Below are 16,895 nucleotides of genomic sequence, written 5' to 3' on the forward strand. Positions count from 1 at the left end.
GCCGGCGCCTTACGATTTAGGGAAGGGTAGACCCATTTCCCGGTAACGCTCGGGGTCGCTTTCCCAGTTCTCACGCACTTTGACAAATAGGAAGAGATGCACCCTGTGGCCAGCCATCTCTTCGATCGCGTGCCGGGCCGTACTCGATATTTTCTTGATCGTTTCGCCGCCCTTGCCGAGCACGATCTTTTTCTGGCTGTCGCGTTCGACGTAAATCGTCTGTTCGACGCGCGCCGAGCCGTCCTTCAGCGTCTTCCAGTCGGTGGTCTCGACCGTCGTCGTGTACGGCAGCTCCTGATGCAGGAAGCGATAGACGCTTTCCCGCGTCATCTCGGCCGCCTGCGTCCGCATCGGCACGTCCGTCACGTCGTCTTCCGAATAGTGCCATGGGCCCTTAGGCACGAGCTTTGCGAGATACGTCCGCAAATCTTTGATGCCCTGCCCTTCGGTCGCCGAGATCATGAAAATGCGATCGGGCACAAGCATCTCATCGACCATTTTTGCCAATGACAGCAGCCGCGGCTTGTCATCCACGCGGTCGATTTTATTCAAAATCGCGATCTTCGGCATCCGGGCCGATTTGAGCCGCTCGATGATGCCATGCACATCGTCGTCGATACCTGCCGCCGCGTCGATGACGAGCAGCACCGCGTCCGCGTCTTCAAGCCCGCCCCACGCCGCATCCACCATCGCCCGATCCAACCGGCGCTTCGGATTGAAGATGCCGGCCGTATCGATGAAGACGATCTGGCTGTTGCCCTCGATCGCGATACCGCGAATGGGCGCCCGCGTCGTTTGAACCTTGTGCGAGACGATCGCGACCTTGGCACCGACGAGCGCATTGACGAGCGTCGACTTGCCGGCGTTCGTCGGCCCGATGACCGCAACGAAACCGCAACGCTGATCGGCAGCGTCGGGTGGTGAGGAAATTCCTTTGTCGTCAACCATCGCCTATCCGGGCTCCTACGCCTTCTCGAGTTAGAAGCGCCGATGCTGCCGCCTGCTCGGCAATGCGCTTCGAAGCCCCCTCGCCCTGCGCGGGCGCCTTTCCAGTAATCAAGACCTCGGCCGTGAAGCGAGGCGCGTGATCCGGCCCATTGCGCGCAACGACCGTATATCGCGGCAGTGGCAAGCCCTGCCCTTGCGCCCACTCCTGCAAAGCCGATTTGGCGTCGACGGCGACTTCAGGAACGAGTTCGCTTTGTTCCTGCCAGAGCCTGTGAACGACGCCGCGCGCTTTTTCAAAGCCGCCATCGATGAACACCGCGCCGAGAAGAGCCTCGGCGGCATCGGCCAGAATGGTTGTCTTGTTGCGGCCGCCGCTATCGGCTTCGCTTTCCGAAAGAATAAGATGGGCCCCAAGTCCGATAGTGCGAGCGACTTTGGCGCAGGCCTCCCCCCGAACGAGGCGATTGTAGCGCCGCGCAAGCTCCCCTTCGCTGGCCTCGGGATATTGCCCGTTGAGCGCCTCGGCGATCGCGAGCCCAAGAACCCGGTCGCCGATGAATTCGAGCCGCTCGTTGTCGAACCGCGCAACCTTTCCGCCGCGAACACTCGCATGCGTCAGCGCGCGCTCCAGGAGCGCGGGATCCTTAAACTTGTATCCGAGTTTCGTCTCGAGTTCTTTAAACTTGCGAGGTCTCAGCATGGCGCAAATGCCGCTTTGCGGTCACCGCACGAGAGTGAAGAACCTGTCCCAGCGGATGTCAAACGGCCAAGTCCACGGCGCATACCAGCGGAAGGCATCCGGCTCGTCGACTTTGGCAGAGAAGAAGATGATCTCGGCACGGCCAATGAGGTTCTCGTAAGGTACAAACCCGACCGCGCTTCGAACCCGGCTGTCGGTTGAGTTATCGCGATTGTCGCCCATCATGAAGTAGTGACCCTCGGGAACCTTATAGACCCCCGTATTGTCGTAGGGTCCATTCGGGTCGCTATCGAGAACCTTATACTTCACGCCGTTGGGCAGCGTTTCCTCGAATACCGGTATAGTCCGCTCGCGGCCATCCTCAAAAGTCGTGAATTCACCAGCAGCCACCTTCGGTATCGCCTGCCCATTGATGAAGAGCTGACCGTTCTTCATCTGGACTTCGTCGCCCGGGAGACCGATGACCCGCTTGATGTAGTCGGTCGAGTTGTCCCGCGGCAGCTTGAAGACGGCGACGTCTCCCCGCTTCGGCTCCGCGCCGAAAATCCGCCCTTCGAAAAGGTTTGGACTGAAGGGGAAGGAGAACTTGCTGTAGCCGTAGGACAGCTTCGAGACGAACAGGTAATCGCCGATCAGCAGTGTCTCCTTCATCGAGCCAGACGGAATATTGAACGGCTGATAGAAGAAGACGCGGACAAACATCGCAATGGCGAGTGCTTCGACGACGATGATGAGAGTTTCAGACCAACTCGATCTCGACGCCTTGATACCAACGCTCATCCAGAGGCTCCTCTGCGCCGCCAGGCGGCATTGGCCGGGGCTCGCTTCATGTTAGGGGGTCCGCTATAGCGAGTTTGCTCCTGTGCCGCAACGACGGGCACAAACCTGACAAAACCGTAAGGAATAACAGTACTTCAGCGCCGCGGCGGCCTTGCGGCAAGGGGATACTCGGCGACGACTTTAGCCGCGGCGAAATAGTCAGTCGCCTCGATTTTCCTCGTCCGGGACCGCCGAGATGATCACGATGGCTTGGGCAAGGGGATATTCATCCGTCAGGGTGACGTCGATGCGCGCCTTGAAACCCTTCGGTATCAACTCGGCAAGACGCGCGCCGGCGCCGCCGGTAAAGGATAACGTCGGGCGTCCCGACATGGCGTTGACGACCCCGATGTCCTTCAAATAGACGCCGCGGCGAAAACCGGTCCCGAGCGCCTTCGAAGCCGCTTCCTTGGCGGCAAAGCGCTTTGCGAAGGTTCGAGCCGCGTGGGCCCTCGAGAATGCCTTCCGGCGTTCTTCCGCCGTGAACACACGCTGGAGAAAGCGATCGCCAAAGCGCTCAATCGTCCGCTCTATCCGCCGGATATCGCAGAGATCATTGCCGATGCCGATGATCATCGCCCTCTCTGCACCGAGAGCGCCTCGCGAGCTTCGTCCATCAGAACGCGCATGCGGCGGACGGCCATGGAAAGCCCCCCGAAAATCGCCTCTCCGATCAGGAAGTGACCAATGTTGAGCTCGACGATTTCGGGAATGCGCGCGATGGGCCGCACCGTGTTGTAGGTAAGCCCGTGCCCAGCATGAACTTCAAGTCCGGCCGACGCGGCGGCGCCGGCCGCTTTCCTATGCCGCTCGAGCTCCGAAGCGACGCCGGCGGCATCGTGCTCGAGCGCGAGATGGCAATACTTCCCTGTATGAAGTTCGACGATGTCGGCCCCGACGTTCGACGCCGCCTCGATCGTCTTGATGTCGGGCTCGATAAACAACGAGACCCGGATGCCGGCATCCTTGAGCTTCGCGATCAACGGCTTCAGCGTCTTCGCCGCCCCCTGCACATCGAGGCCGCCTTCCGTCGTCCGTTCCTCGCGCCTCTCCGGCACGAGGCAACACGCGTTCGGCACATGCCGTAACGCGATCTGAAGCATTTCGTCCGTGGCCGCCATTTCGAGATTGAGAGGACGCGTCAGCTCGTTTTTCAGCCGCGTGATGTCCGCATCCGAAATGTGCCGGCGATCTTCCCTGAGATGCGCGGTGATGCCATCGGCGCCGCCTTCAATTGCGAGATGGGCCGCACGCAGCGGATCAGGATGCAAGCCGCCACGCGCATTCCTGAGCGTTGCGACGTGATCGATGTTTACGCCTAGTCGCAGTGCGCGAACTGCGGTAGGCGCCTGACCGGTTTCCGGAACTTTGCGGTTTGCCGCCACGTGTTTCTGCCACCAACGATGAGGGGAAAATTGCCTTGCCGCCGCCGATATCTTAGCGGGGCCTGCGGTGCCGTTGGAAAACGCGCACTGCACGGCGCGTAGGATAGTAGCTAAATATCGCTGCTATCAAGCCGACGAGAAGGCCACCGACGATCATCGGCTCGACGATGGGCGATAAATAATCAACGGCCGTATTGAGATTCTCCGGCGAGGGAGCGCTCAGCGTCGCGCCAAGCGCATTGGCCGTATCGGTAAAATGGTCGGCGGCATAGGCGGGATCTTGTCCGAGAAGCAGAGCGCCCGCGACGTACGAACCGCTCCAGATTGCCGGCCAGCTCAAGGGGTTGCCGATGAAGGTCCCGAGCAGTGCGGCCGGCATGCTGACACGCAGGACAAAGGCAAGCGTGAGCGCGAGGATGGTTTGGAACCCGAGAAACGGCGTGCAGGCGCTAAAGACTCCGAGCGCGAACCCCAGCGCCACCTCGTGCGGCGTCGCCCGAAGCAGAAGCAATCGCCGCCAGAAGTAGCGGACCCTGTTGCGCAGCGCGGCCGTATTGAACAGCCACAGGCCGTCCCGCACTCCGGATACTGTAGGCTTCTCGTTCAACGGCACTCTTTCCTATCGACTCTTCGAAAAGCCTCAAGCCAGGGAACGCATAGAATAGCTCACTCGAACAGCCGTTCCACCTTAGCAACCGAGGATTTCGCCCTGAGTCCGGCGACGATGTGGTTCAAATGCACCAAATCGAATACCTCGAGTTCGATATGCATGACCGTGAAGTCTGCCGCACGGCGGGCCATCTTGATATTGTCGATATTGCCACCTGTCTCGCCGATCACCTTGGCGATCTCGGCAAGTGAGCCAGGCGCGTTAACCGCGGTAACGCTGATCCGCGCCGGAAACCGCTGAGGCCGCTCGGGATCGACGTCCCAAGTCACGTCAATCCAATGTTCTTCCTCGTATTCCTTGAGGCGTGGTGAGTGGATCTGGAACACCCGGATACCCTCCCCGGGCGCCATGACACCGACGATCCGGTCGCCCGGAACCGCGCCGCCCGGTTCGAACGCGACCGGCAATTCCTGGCTCGGACCGCCGATCGACACGGCGGTCGTGCTGTCGATCTCGGCCGTGCGGAATTTGAGGCTATTGACCTTTTCGATATTGAACCAGCCCTCCTGCTCGCGGGCTCGGCCGAAACGCCGGGTCGGCTTGTACCCCTCGTCCCCAGGGGCTTGCCCATGTGGCAGGATCGCGCCGAGCACATCCTGCAAGGGAACATCGTTCCGCCCGACGGCTGCCAGCAGGTCGTCGGCCGCCTTGAAGCCGATCTTCGGAGCGGCGGCTTTGACCTTCTCTTCCGAATAGTCGACCTCGAGCCCTGAAAGCGTCGAATTGACGAGTTGCCGCCCGAGCTCGATAAACCGCCGGCGATCGGCCTCGCGGGCAGCTCTCCGGATCGCCGCTCGTGCGCGCCCGGTCACGGCGAAAGCTTCCCACGCCGCCGGGCGAACATGACCTTTCGATGTCTCGATGACGACCTCGTCGCCGTTACGCAGATGCGTATCTATCGGAACGTGACGTCCGTTGATGTAGGCCGCGATGGCTTCATTGCCGATATCGGTGTGTACGGCATAGGCGAAATCGAGCGGTGTCGCCCCACGCGGCAGCGCGATAAGCCGCCCCTTCGGGGTGAAGCAAAAAACCTGATCGTGAAACAGTTCGAGCTTGGTGTGCTCGAGAAATTCCTCGGGGTTCGCAGCCTCCAGCAGTGACGAGATCATTGCGCGGAGGCGCCCGTACGGGCTGTCGTCTCCGTCCAATTCCAACTCGAAACCGTGGCCGTTCACGAGCCCGCGCTGTTGATCCTTGTAGAGCGCATGCGCGGCAATGCCGAACTCGGCGATATGCTGCATGTCATAGGTACGGATCTGTAGCTCCACGCGCTGATGGCGTGGACCGTAAACAGTCGTGTGAATTGACTGATAATTGTTCCGCTTCGGCGCCGATATGTAATCCTTGAAGCGGCCAGGAACCGTACTCCAAGTGGTGTGGACGATGCCGAGCACACGATAGCAGTCTTCGATCGAATCCACGACCACCCGGAACCCGTAGATATCCGACAGCTGTTCGAGGCTGATCTGCTTATGCTCCATCTTGCTCCAGACGGCATAAGGCTTTTTCTCTCTCCCGAACGTCTCCGACTTGATGCCGGCATCGGCGCATTTGCGCGCGATCGCCTGACGGATTTCCTCGACGAGCCCGCGATTGCGCTCCCGCATTTCCCCGAGCTTTTCGGTAAGTGCGTCATAGGCCTCGGGATGCAGCCAGCGGAAAGCGTGATCCTCAAGCTCCTCGCGCAACGCCTGCATGCCCATCATGCCGGCGAGCGGTGCATAGATATCGAGCGTCTCTTCCGAATTGCGGCGGCGACTCTCGGGCTTCATGTGCTCGAGCGTCCGCATGTTGTGCAAACGGTCCGCAAGCTTGACGAGGAGCACGCGGATATCGCTGGAGATCGCGATGAGAAGCTTGCGGAAGCTTTCCGCCTGCTCGGCCTTTTTGGAAACGAGGTCGAGGCGTTTGATCTTCGTCAGGCCGTCGACGAGGCTGCCGATTTCGGGCCCGAACATCTGATCGATTTCCGTCCGCGTCGCGTCCGTATCCTCGATCACATCATGCAGGAGCGCCGTCGCGATGGTCGCGTCGTCGAGCTTCAGATCCGTGAGAATGGCCGCCACTTCGAGCGGGTGCGAAAAATAAGGCGCCCCCGACGCACGCTTCTGATGGCCGTGCGCCTTCATTGCATAGACGTAGGCGCGATTGAGCAGCGCCTCGTCCGCCTTTGGATCGTATTTGAGAACTCGCTCGACGAGTTCGTATTGCCGCATCATGACCCGCCGCACTCCTTCACGGTGCAAGCGTAACCGAAGACGCAGCACACATTAAAGTAGATCGGTACGAGCTTGATGTCGCGAGACGGGCTAATGAAATATTAGCGAGAACGATCGCGCGGATCGCGGTCCCGTTCGCGGCCGGAACCCGAACCCGAGCCGATGTTGGCCGAAGGCTCCAGCGGCGTCATGCTCTCCAACCCGCGCAGAAGCTGCTCTTCCGTCATGACATCGACCTGAGTGTCCGACGAAAGATCATCGCGGCCGAGCATCGGTGCGCGGCGCTCGGGCGGCAACAACGGCGCCGCAACGGCCTCCGGCTCGTCAACTTCGGTGTTCTTCTGGATCGATGAGATCAGTGTTTCGCGCATGTCATCGGGCGACAGCGTGCGTTCAGCGATCTCACGCAATGCGATGACCGGATTCTTGTCGTCATCGGGCGCGATGGTGATGGAGCTGCCGTTGGCGATGGACCGCGCGCGATGCGCTGCGAGGAGAACCAATTCAAATCTGTTTGGAATCTTGTCGACGCAATCTTCGACGGTGACGCGAGCCATGGGCAGGACCTTCCCTTGGTAAAACTGGCACGTTGTAAGGCATTAAAGGGGCGCAAACAGCCGATCGGACCGCCTTCCAGCGCCACGCTGATGCCTCTTTGCCACGTTTGGATGTATTAATCAAGTAGTACAGAGGAGAAGCAAAACCGAAATTGCTCGCCCCATAGCATTCCACTTCAATCGCGGCTAAACAGACTAATTGTCACAATTGTTGACTGGCATTCACATCTGGTAACCCATGAGAAAGGAGCGTCTACACCGTAGACGGGGACGCTTCTGAAATTGCCTAACCGATTAGAGAAAATGGGCTTTTGCCCCCTTCCAGAAGTTTCTGGACGATGTTTAGTTGGCGCCATTCCTCTTTAGGAAACGAAAAATGCATTTTTATCCCACCGAACGAGTTGCTCTATTCATCGACGGCGCGAACCTCTATGCGACCGCGAAGTCATTAGGCTTCGATATTGACTACAAGCGCCTGCTGGGACTGTTCCGGCAAAAGGGCCAGCTCGTTCGCGCGCTCTATTACACGGCTCTCGCAGAAGAGCAGGAGTATTCGTCGATCCGCCCGCTGATCGACTGGCTGGATTACAACGGCTTCTCGATGGTGACGAAGCCGACGAAAGAATTCACCGACGCCACCGGGCGCCGGAAGATCAAAGGCAACATGGATATTGAGCTGGCAGTCGATGCCATGCGTCTGTCCGATAGCCTCGACCACATCGTGATTTTCTCAGGCGACGGCGATTTCCGCAGCCTCGTCGCCGCGCTTCAGCAAAAGGGGAAACGCGTAAGCGTCGTTTCGACCCTGCAGACTCAGCCGCCGATGGTTGCGGACGAGTTGCGCCGTCAAGCCGATCAATTCGTTGACCTCGCGGATCTCGAAGAGCAGGTCGGCCGCTCCCAGAGCGGTGGCCAGAACGGTGGCCAGGGCGGCGGCGCTCGCGCTCCGCGTGATGGACGCGGCTATACGGCCCGCGCACCGCTTTCGCCCGTACGCGACTCGAACTACCTCGGCGACGATGATCTCGCGGAAGAAGAAGTCTAAGCACTTTTACGGCTTCTTCAGAACGTGCATCGACACATGGCGGCCGGGACGATGGGCAATACGGTCTTTGGTCCAGAGGCTCCCAAGGACTGCCCTCGCTGTCCACGGCTCGTCGCCTACCGTAAAGAAAACCAGGCTGAGCAGCCTGAGTGGTTCAACGGCGCGGTGCCCTCATTCGGCACGTCTCAAGCGCGTCTTCTGATCGTCGGCTTGGCCCCCGGACGAACCGGCGCCAACCGTACAGGCCGGCCGTTTACCGGCGATTACGCCGGCAATCTACTCTATGAAACCCTCATCGAATACGGATTTGCCAAGGGCGAATATCATGCGCGCCCCGACGACGGCCTGAAGCTTGTCGACTGCATGATAACGAACGCCGTGCGCTGCGCGCCGCCCGAAAACAAGCCGGAACCCGGAGAAATATCGAATTGCCGGCCCTTCTTCGAGGCGCGGTTGGCAAGCCTGCCAAAACTGAAGGTGATCCTCGCGCTCGGCCGCATAGCCCACGATCAGACACTTGCCGCGCTCGCGAAAAGGAAATCGCTCCATCCCTTTGCCCACGGCGCGCGCCATGCGCTGAGCGCCGATTGCGCCCTCTACGACAGCTTCCATTGCTCGCGCTACAATACCAGCACGCGCCGGCTGACGCCCGAGATGTTCCGCAGTGTTTTCGAAGATATTAGGCGCGAGCTGGCCTAAGCTCGGCAAGCAATTCCCGCGCATGTGATGATGGCGCTTGCACCGGATAGACGACACGATAGATCACGCCGTTCCGAATGATCATCGTTAGACGTTTGAGATACGTCGCGCCGCCCGTCTCAAACCGCGGCAGGTTCAATGCGTCGGCAAACGCGAACGTCTGGTCACTCAGCAATAGGTACGGAATTCCGGCACGCGTCGCGAACGCCTGCTGACTTTCCGGCGATTGACCGCTGAGCCCAAAGATCTCGTAACCCAACAGCTCGAATTCCGCGTAAGCGTCGCGAAATCCTTCGGCTTCCGGCGTGGATCCATGCGCCCCGGGAATGACGTCCCAATCCGGCGGGTTCACAACGCCGGGAGTTCCCGTCATCGGATAAACGAAAACGACGGCCCGCTCCTGATAGCGCGCGAGATTGACGCTTGCACCCCGCGTCGCGGGAAGCGCCACGTCCGGGAGGCGCGTACCGGCGATCAAGTGCTTCGCGGTGCCATCATCGACAGGCGACGGCCAGGGCCAGTTCGTTTCCATTACGTGCTCTTATTCGACTTGAGCCATGCGAGCACGTCGCCGGCATTCCGGTCCGGAGGAAAGACTGGGTAGAAAGCGTGCACGACAATGCCCGCGTCGATAATGAGCGCAAGACGCTTGGCCAATGTGGAACCTTCGACCACCATGACCGGAAGCCGCGTGGCACGCGAAAATGCGAGATCTGCATCGGACAACAGCGGAAACGGCAGATGCAAACGCTCGGCTGCCTCTCGCTGATAAGCACTATCCTGCGTGGAAAAACCGTAGACCTGATCGGCTCCGGCTGCTCGCAAATCCGCATAGAGATCGCGAAACGCGCAGGTCTGAGGCGTGCAGCCGCGCGCGCCGGGAATTTGGTCCCAGCCGTCGGGAAGCGCCACACCAGGCCGGCCGGTCATTGGATAAACGAACATGACCGTTCGCCCGGAGAGCCGCGCAAGATGGACCGTAGAACCGTCAGTTGCGGTGAGACCGATGTCGGGCAAAGCAAGGCCGGTCAGATGGCGAGCAGCGCCATCGTCGACGGGGCGCGGAAGACTCGCCCAATCGACATCCATGAAGTTGGCACCCGCCACGGCTTCAGCCCTTCTCTCGCATCAAACGCGCTTTCTGACGGTTCCAATCGCGCTTGGCCGCGTCCTGACGTTTGTCGGCGTGGTTCTTGCCTTCGGCAAGGCCGATCTTGACCTTCGCCCTACCCTTCTCATTGAAATAAAGTTCGAGCGGAACGAGCGTCATCCCTTTCCGTTCCACGGCGATGCCAATCTTGTGAATCTCGCTCGCGTGCATGAGAAGACGGCGCTTGCGGCGCGGCTCATGCGGAAAGAGTGCCGCACCCGGATATTCCGCAATGTAGCTATTGATCAGCCAGACCCCGCCATCCTCAACCGACGCGTAGCTCTCCGCGATATTCGACTGGCCACGGCGCAACGACTTCACTTCCGATCCGAGAAGCTCGATACCCGCTTCCCAGCTATCGGTGATGAAATACTCGTGCCGCGCCTTGCGGTTCTCGGCGACCAGCGTCGTGCCGTCGTCGCGTTTCGAAGCCATAACTTAATGCTTTCGGGCAGCCGTCACTCGGCGGCCTTTGCGTCGATCAGATCCAGACCGAGTAGTACGGCGTCAATCGCCCGGCGGCTCGCCTCCGACACGGAAACCATGGGAAGACGCATGTCCGCGGTCCCAAAGCCCAGCCGCGACACGGCGTACTTAACCGGCGCGGGATTGGTCTCGATAAAGAGAACCTCGTGCAACGGCATCAGCCGATCCTGAAGTGCCAGCGCCTTCTTGAAATCGCCCGCCATGCACGCATTCTGGAACTCGGCACAAAGCCGTGGCGCCACGTTCGACGCGACGGAAATGCAGCCCGCACCGCCATGCGCCATGAAAGCGAGCGCCGTCGCGTCTTCACCCGAGAGCTGGCAGAACTCTGGCCCGAGCGCCGCGCGTGTTTGCGATGGCCGGGCCAAATTCGCGGTCGCATCTTTGACGCCGACAATGTTCTTCAGTTCATAGCACCGCGCCATCGTCGCGACCGACATATCGACAACCGAACGGCTCGGAATGTTGTAGATAATGATGGGAATATTTATGGCGTCATTAATCGCCTTGAAGTGCTGATAGAGGCCTTCCTGGCTCGGCTTGTTGTAATACGGCGTGACGATGAGCACGGCGTCCGCGCCGACTTTCTCCGCATATTGCGAAAGCTCGACAGCCTCATCCGTTGAGTTCGAGCCCGTGCCCGCGATAACGGGGACGCGCTTCTTCGCAGCCTCGACGGCGAGTTCTATGACGCGCTTATGTTCATCGTGATCGAGCGTCGGGCTTTCGCCCGTCGTTCCGACAGGCACGAGACCGTGCGTGCCTTCCCTGATCTGCCAATCGATGAACCGCGTGAACGCAGCTTCGTCTACCTTCCCATTACGAAAAGGCGTGATGAGTGCCGTGATAGAACCTTTGAACATGTCTTCGCCTTAACTAGAAAGACAGTGGCAAACACCGCTCGATGCAGCGCCCCTGTCTTGATCGGGAAAATCGACGTGGAAAGACCCATGCCAGTACGGCTATGGGCCACTGTCTTGCCGCACGCGCGTGCCACCTCGTTCGGCTTGAACTGCTTGCTTCAGTAGCCATGTCTCCGCTTAATACGGTTTAACGTTGCCGACGACGCAAGCGCCGCGACATTAGGCGCTCGGAAAGCCCGCCGCAAGTCGGGCTGGTTGGGCGTTTCATCCAATAGGACGCGATGCATCTAAGCCCCAATCATACAAGACGAATTCGCTTTCTCTTGCGCGCCTTACCGCAATTGGCTGCGGCGGGCGCCATCCTCGGGTTCGTCCTCGCGAGCACAACGGCTTTCGCCGAATCGGCATTCAAACCTGTGCCGCCCCCGGGCCTCCTGACTGCTGAGAAAGATCAGCTTCGCAAGCTCGAAACGGCGCTCGCGCCGCTTTTGTCGATTACTACTGATCCGGGCGACGTTGATGCCCTCCGCCAAGCCGTCGCCGCCGTTCGCTCAAATGACATCGAAGGGTTCAAGGAAGCGAAAGAAAAAATTAACAATCCCGTAGCTCGGAAGCTCGCGGATTGGATCAGGTTGCGCTCGGGCCTTGGTGAGCCGCCGGAATTTCAGAGCTTCCTGAGGGATAATCCGGCGTGGCCCGACCGGCCGACGCTGACCCAACGCTTTGAAGAAGCGCTTTTCACGCACGGTGGAAGCGCAAAAAACATAAAAAGCTTCTTCAAAAATTCCATGCCCGAGACGGGAGCCGGTTACGCGGCCCTGGCCTCTGCCAATCTGGCGGACGGCAATACCGAGGAAGCCCGAAAATTCGCCGCGCAGGCCTGGCGCGAGATGAGCATTCCGCCCCAGCTTGAAAATGGCTTTCTCGACCGCTTCGGCAACCTGCTCTCGCCCGCCGATCATAAATGGCGCTTCGACCGCTTGGTGACGAACGACATTCGTTTTGCAGAAAACCGCGCCGATCGCGTCGCCCTGGCGCGCCGTCTCATTCCACTTCTGCCGGCAAGTGAACAAAAGCGAGCGACCGCTCGCCTTGCGGTCTTCAATAAGGCGTCGAATGCCCAGGCGCTGATGAATGCACTTCCGCCGGGCAGTCGCGACGACGCCGGCCTCGCCTTTCATAAAGCGCAACTTCTGCGCAAAGCCGGGAAGATCGAGGAAGCTGCAGCGATCATTCTCGCCATTCCGCCGAACCCCAATAAGATCGCCGCGCTCGATGAATGGTGGGGGGAACGACGCGAACTCGCATATGGCGCTCTGAAGCTCGGCAACGCCAAGCTCGCCTATGACCTCGTAAAGGATGCAGGTCCCATATCGGTCAATCCGCGAAAGGAGCAGACGTTCCTGGCAGGATGGATCGCGTTTCGCCAGCTTAAAAAGCTTGATACCGCTGAGCGGCACTTCAAGGATATGGCGGCGGCGGCTGACGGCCCGTTGAGCACCGCCAAGGCCGCATATTGGCTCGGCCGCCTCGCCGACGCGCGGGGTGATAAGGCTGAAGCCATCAAGCAGTACCGGAACGCGGCGAAGAATTCCGATACCTTCCACGGCCTGCTCGCAATGCAAATGCTCGATCCCGGCCGTACGAGCTTCGAGATTTCGCCACCCGCCTATCCGACGGCCGCTCAAATCCAAAAGCTCGTCTCCTCGGACACCGCCAAGGCCCTGGTGATTGCGCGTAAGGCTAATCTTTCCCGCGAAATCACCCGGACATTACTCGCCGGTCTCCGCAACGCCGCAAGCACCGAAGCCGAAGTCGGAATGGTGGCCTATCTTGCTGACAATCTCGGCGATCCGCAGATGTCCCTTCGCATTTCAAAGGTCGCCATTGGCAATGGGCAGAACTTGCTGACATACGGATATCCGCTGAAACCCTTCCCCGGATATACGCCGCTGCGGGCACCACCTGAGCTGCCTCTGCTGCTCGGCATCGCGCGCCAGGAAACAGAATTCGATACTCAAATCGTTTCCGGCGCCGGCGCCAAGGGCCTCTTGCAGGTCATGACCGGCACGGCCCATCACGTCTGCAAAGACTACAAGATCAAATGTTCTGTTCCCCGCCTGCTCTCGGACCCTCCGTACAACGTGATGATCGGCTCGGCCTACATCGCCGATCGCATGGATGACTTCGGCGGTTCATATGTGCTCGGCATCGCCGGCTATAACGCCGGGCCCGGACGCGCGCGCCAGTGGATCAGGGAAAACGGCGACCCGCGCGATCCGAACGTCGACCCCATCGACTGGATCGAGCGCATTCCGATTATGGAGACGCGCGAATACGTCACCAAAGTTTTGGCGAACATTCAAATCTATCGCGCCCGGCTCGGAATGAAAAACCCGCTCCGGCTGAAGCAGGATCTCCTGCGCGACCGCGGTGACACGAAAACACCGCAAGGTGTCGCCGAGAACAACGACGGCTGAAACGTTCAACGACGGGGCGACGGACATCGATGACGACCGAACAAGAGTTCGAAGATATCTATTTCACCTGCCGCGACGGATTACGCCTCTACGGCCGCCACTACCGGTCGCACACGCCCTCGCAAACCCGTCCCGTCGTTTGCCTCGCGGGACTGACCCGCAATAGCCGCGATTTTCACGACGTTGCCTTGGCATTGAGCCGGGGCTCTGTGCCTCGCGACGTCTTCACGATCGATACGCGCGGGCGCGGGCTTTCCGATCACGATAGCGATTGGAAGAATTACGCCGTGCCGATCGAGATGCAGGATGTCATCGATTTCCTGACGATGCTCGGCTTGCATAACGCCGGCATCATCGGCACCTCCCGGGGCGGCCTCATCACCATGGTCTTGGCCGCAGCTCAACCATCACTGATCGGTGCGGTCGTATTGAACGACATCGGCCCGGTCATCGAGGCGGAGGGCTTGGCGCGCATCGCGGGCTACGTCGGCCGCGTTCCGCTGGCGAAGAACTGGAGCGATGCGGCTCGCATCGTGCGCGATCTCTTCCATCGCGACTTTCCGAAAATGACCGACCAGGATTTTGAAGCCGTCGCCCGCCAGCTTTTCAATGAGCGGAAGGGAAAGCCCGCGCGAGGCTACGACCCGAAGCTTTCGAAGTGCCTTTCCGTTCTCGACGGACCCGTGCCGCAGCTATGGCCGCAGTTCGAAGCGATGAAACGCGTGCCGGTTCTCGTTCTGCGAGGAGCTAATTCGGATCTTCTCTCGGAGAAAACCGTCGAGGAAATGACCCAGCGTCATCCCCGACTCAAATCCCTCACCGTTCCCGACGAAGGCCACGCGCCGCTGCTGCGAGATGCGCCTACGATATCGGCCGTCGCCTCATTCTTCGCCGAGACCGACGAGCCGCGTGACGGCGCGCGTTACGGAACATTGTCGCGCAGCGACTTTGGTCACGTCTCGCGGCTGGTGTCGACCTCACCGCGGTCGACCCGCCGCGAAAACTCGGTGTGACCGCCGCTCGCGAGAATACGTGCCTGTTCCACCCAATTCTCGCGTTCGATCCGGCCTTTGAATTCGAGGCTCCGGCTGATGCGATCGATGTCACCGCTCGTCCAATTCGCGATCTGATCGTAGCGGCCGATACCCAAAGCGTTGAGCCGCTTCTCGATCAGAACGCCGATCCCACGAATGCGCTTGAGATCGTCGTGCGGACCTTGGGCATCGCTGCTCTGAGACGGGGCGGGCTCCTCCGCCTCGGCGGCGGGAACCTGGGCCGCAGCCCCATTCCTTTCGCGGATCGCGTCGGTGATCCTGGCAGGTATCGAGATCTTCGGATCGACCTTGGAAAGAGGTGAAATTGGCTCGATGGGCTTCAGCCCACGCGTCACGCTGGCAGACGCAGCCGCGATTGCAGCGGCAGCGGCCGCAGCCATCTCGGCGACGGAACGCCCGTGGCTCGCGGCGGCAACGCCTCCCAAATCCGCCGGCTCTTCGCTGTCCGGCTGCGCCGCCGAACCCGCTCCACTCGCGCCGGTCTGTTGCGGCTGATGATCCTTGGCCGCGGGTTTTGCAGCCGAGGCGGCAGCACTCGCTTTGAGAGCCGCGAGACGATTGCGCGAATAATAGGTCTCTCCGCCCTTCGCGAGAATTTGTGCCTGTTCGACCCATTGCTCGCGGTCGATGCGGCCCGGAATTTGTAAATCTTGCCCGACCCGCTTGACGTCAGACGCCGTCCACGCCGCAATGTCTTCGAAATAATTGACGCCGAGCGTCTTCAGCTTCTGTTCGATATCGACGTCGATGGCTCGAATGCGCTGGAAGTCGTCACCACCCTCGATCGGCTTCGCAGGCGGCAACGGCGCTCTGATTTCGGGCGCAGGCTTGGGAGCTGGCTCCGGTTCCGGTTCGGGCTGCGGCTGAAACTCCGGCTCGGGCTCGGGCGCAAGTGTCTCCGCCGCCGGAACGATCGCCTCATCTTGCTCGGCTGATTGGAGCGGCACATCTTCCGAAGCCGGTTCGCGAATGACGTCTTCGGATGTTGCTGCTTTCTCTTCTGCGCTTCTTCGGCCAAACGCGCTCGGCATCATGACGGACGCAGCAGCAGCGGCCTTCGCGGCAGCGACCGCGCCAGCCGCAGCGGCCGTCGTCGCATCGCGCAATCTCGCAGCCAGACCGCCGGGACGATCCGGCTTTTTGACTGCTTCAGGTTCAGGCTCAGCGTCGGGAAATACCGGGGGCACGGTTTCTTCGAAAACCGGCGGCTCGAGTTCCGGCGGCATTTCGGGTTCGGGCAGCGGCTCCGGTTCAGGAGGCCGGGGTACGTACATTCCCGTTACCGGCTTCAATACCGAGGGACGTATTTCGACGACGGCGCGACGCGGAAGCCCTTCGTTGGGATCGGGCCCAACGAGCGCGCGCTCGAATCGCGAAGGATCGAGCACCTTCGGCGCAGGCCGCGGTTCCGGGCGGCGCAAAACCTCGATTTTCGGCTGAACGGGATCAATCGCTCTCGGCGCGATCGGCTGGTGCATCCGCGGCCCGCTGCGTGCGCGCACCGGCGGCGGCGCGATGACCGGCGGACGATCGGGAACTTCGAGGTGGATGGGCTCCAAAACGCCTTCGGGAACTTCCGCAGACGCGCCGGCGAAGGTTCGCTTCACAAGGCAAGCGACAAAGGCCCCCGAAAAATACGAGGCGAGCAACAGCAGGAATGTCTGTAACAGGAGGTACGTCATTTCCTACCTAATCGGATGCACAATCGGTCGCCCCGGATTTTCGAACGCCTCAACTCAGTTCTTCTTTGCGCCGCACGACACCCAACCGGCGACAAGACCCAACGCAAAGGCTCCCGCCATCCACCAGATCAATT

17 protein-coding genes are annotated in these 16,895 nt (G+C 60.4%); 4 read left to right on the top strand and 13 right to left on the bottom strand.

The window, feature by feature from the left end:
* Window positions 1–9 precede the first annotated feature (9 nt).
* The 8 genes from era to rpoZ all read right to left on the bottom strand — a co-directional run bounded on the left by era (window position 10) and on the right by rpoZ (window position 7,301).
* On the bottom strand, window positions 10–948 hold the full coding sequence (gene era / locus AB4Z24_RS19560; RefSeq protein WP_441710849.1) for a GTPase Era: 939 nt from the start codon (window positions 946–948) through the stop codon (window positions 10–12).
* Window positions 941–1,648: a ribonuclease III gene (rnc, locus tag AB4Z24_RS19565; RefSeq protein ID WP_441710851.1), complete on the bottom strand. Its 708-nt coding sequence runs from the start codon at window positions 1,646–1,648 to the stop codon at window positions 941–943. The genes era and rnc overlap by 8 nt, the downstream gene beginning before the upstream one ends.
* Window positions 1,649–1,669: 21 nt before the next feature.
* Window positions 1,670–2,428 carry a signal peptidase I gene (gene lepB, locus AB4Z24_RS19570; protein WP_441710853.1) on the bottom strand — a complete coding sequence of 253 codons (759 nt, stop codon included), beginning with the start codon at window positions 2,426–2,428 and terminating at the stop codon, window positions 1,670–1,672.
* 198 nt (window positions 2,429–2,626) lie between these two features.
* Window positions 2,627–3,043 (bottom strand): holo-ACP synthase, encoded by a 417-nt coding sequence (acpS, locus tag AB4Z24_RS19575; RefSeq protein ID WP_441710855.1) that lies wholly within the window; start codon window positions 3,041–3,043, stop codon window positions 2,627–2,629.
* Window positions 3,040–3,852 carry a pyridoxine 5'-phosphate synthase gene (locus AB4Z24_RS19580; protein ID WP_441710857.1) on the bottom strand — a complete coding sequence of 271 codons (813 nt, stop codon included), beginning with the start codon at window positions 3,850–3,852 and terminating at the stop codon, window positions 3,040–3,042. The genes acpS and AB4Z24_RS19580 overlap by 4 nt, the downstream gene beginning before the upstream one ends.
* Before the next feature lie 52 nt (window positions 3,853–3,904).
* Entirely contained in the window at window positions 3,905–4,459 is a 555-nt protein-coding gene (locus AB4Z24_RS19585) for a DUF2062 domain-containing protein (protein ID WP_441710859.1), read from the bottom strand.
* A 59-nt stretch (window positions 4,460–4,518) separates the two neighbouring features.
* Window positions 4,519–6,744, bottom strand: coding sequence for a RelA/SpoT family protein (locus AB4Z24_RS19590; RefSeq protein ID WP_441710861.1), 2,226 nt, complete (start codon window positions 6,742–6,744; stop codon window positions 4,519–4,521).
* A 101-nt stretch (window positions 6,745–6,845) separates the two neighbouring features.
* Window positions 6,846–7,301 carry a DNA-directed RNA polymerase subunit omega gene (rpoZ, locus tag AB4Z24_RS19595; RefSeq protein WP_290992619.1) on the bottom strand — a complete coding sequence of 152 codons (456 nt, stop codon included), beginning with the start codon at window positions 7,299–7,301 and terminating at the stop codon, window positions 6,846–6,848.
* Window positions 7,302–7,677: 376 nt separating this feature from the next.
* Here rpoZ and AB4Z24_RS19600 point away from each other — a divergent pair, with 376 nt between their 5' ends.
* Window positions 7,678–8,346: a LabA-like NYN domain-containing protein gene (locus AB4Z24_RS19600; RefSeq protein WP_441710863.1), complete on the top strand. Its 669-nt coding sequence runs from the start codon at window positions 7,678–7,680 to the stop codon at window positions 8,344–8,346.
* A 51-nt stretch (window positions 8,347–8,397) separates the two neighbouring features.
* A complete protein-coding gene (locus AB4Z24_RS19605; RefSeq protein ID WP_441710865.1) occupies window positions 8,398–9,045 on the top strand; it encodes a uracil-DNA glycosylase in 648 nt (215 codons plus the stop codon).
* On the opposite strand, the gene AB4Z24_RS19610 is transcribed toward AB4Z24_RS19605, so the two are convergent.
* From AB4Z24_RS19610 to dapA, 4 genes are read right to left on the bottom strand one after another with little or no spacing between them, the layout of a single operon-like run.
* Entirely contained in the window at window positions 9,026–9,577 is a 552-nt protein-coding gene (locus tag AB4Z24_RS19610) for a peroxiredoxin (protein WP_441710867.1), read from the bottom strand. The genes AB4Z24_RS19605 and AB4Z24_RS19610 overlap by 20 nt on opposite strands.
* A complete protein-coding gene (locus AB4Z24_RS19615; RefSeq protein ID WP_441710951.1) occupies window positions 9,577–10,134 on the bottom strand; it encodes a peroxiredoxin in 558 nt (185 codons plus the stop codon). Before AB4Z24_RS19615 ends, AB4Z24_RS19610 begins: the two co-directional genes overlap by 1 nt.
* 22 nt (window positions 10,135–10,156) lie before the next feature.
* Window positions 10,157–10,630: an SsrA-binding protein SmpB gene (gene smpB / locus AB4Z24_RS19620; protein WP_290992629.1), complete on the bottom strand. Its 474-nt coding sequence runs from the start codon at window positions 10,628–10,630 to the stop codon at window positions 10,157–10,159.
* A 23-nt stretch (window positions 10,631–10,653) separates the two neighbouring features.
* A complete protein-coding gene (gene dapA, locus AB4Z24_RS19625; protein WP_441710869.1) occupies window positions 10,654–11,544 on the bottom strand; it encodes a 4-hydroxy-tetrahydrodipicolinate synthase in 891 nt (296 codons plus the stop codon).
* Window positions 11,545–11,867: 323 nt separating this feature from the next.
* On the opposite strand from dapA, the gene AB4Z24_RS19630 reads away from it, so the two are divergent.
* Window positions 11,868–14,024: a transglycosylase SLT domain-containing protein gene (locus AB4Z24_RS19630; RefSeq protein WP_441710871.1), complete on the top strand. Its 2,157-nt coding sequence runs from the start codon at window positions 11,868–11,870 to the stop codon at window positions 14,022–14,024.
* Between the two features lie 29 nt (window positions 14,025–14,053).
* Window positions 14,054–15,037 carry an alpha/beta fold hydrolase gene (locus AB4Z24_RS19635; protein ID WP_441710873.1) on the top strand — a complete coding sequence of 328 codons (984 nt, stop codon included), beginning with the start codon at window positions 14,054–14,056 and terminating at the stop codon, window positions 15,035–15,037.
* Here AB4Z24_RS19635 and AB4Z24_RS19640 read toward each other — a convergent pair.
* Window positions 14,977–16,761 (bottom strand): hypothetical protein, encoded by a 1,785-nt coding sequence (locus tag AB4Z24_RS19640; protein WP_441710874.1) that lies wholly within the window; start codon window positions 16,759–16,761, stop codon window positions 14,977–14,979. The genes AB4Z24_RS19635 and AB4Z24_RS19640 overlap by 61 nt on opposite strands.
* Window positions 16,762–16,895: the final 134 nt, after the last annotated feature.

This window comes from Hyphomicrobium sp. 2TAF46, from assembly GCF_052114865.1.
GTDB lineage: Bacteria > Pseudomonadota > Alphaproteobacteria > Rhizobiales > Hyphomicrobiaceae > Hyphomicrobium_B.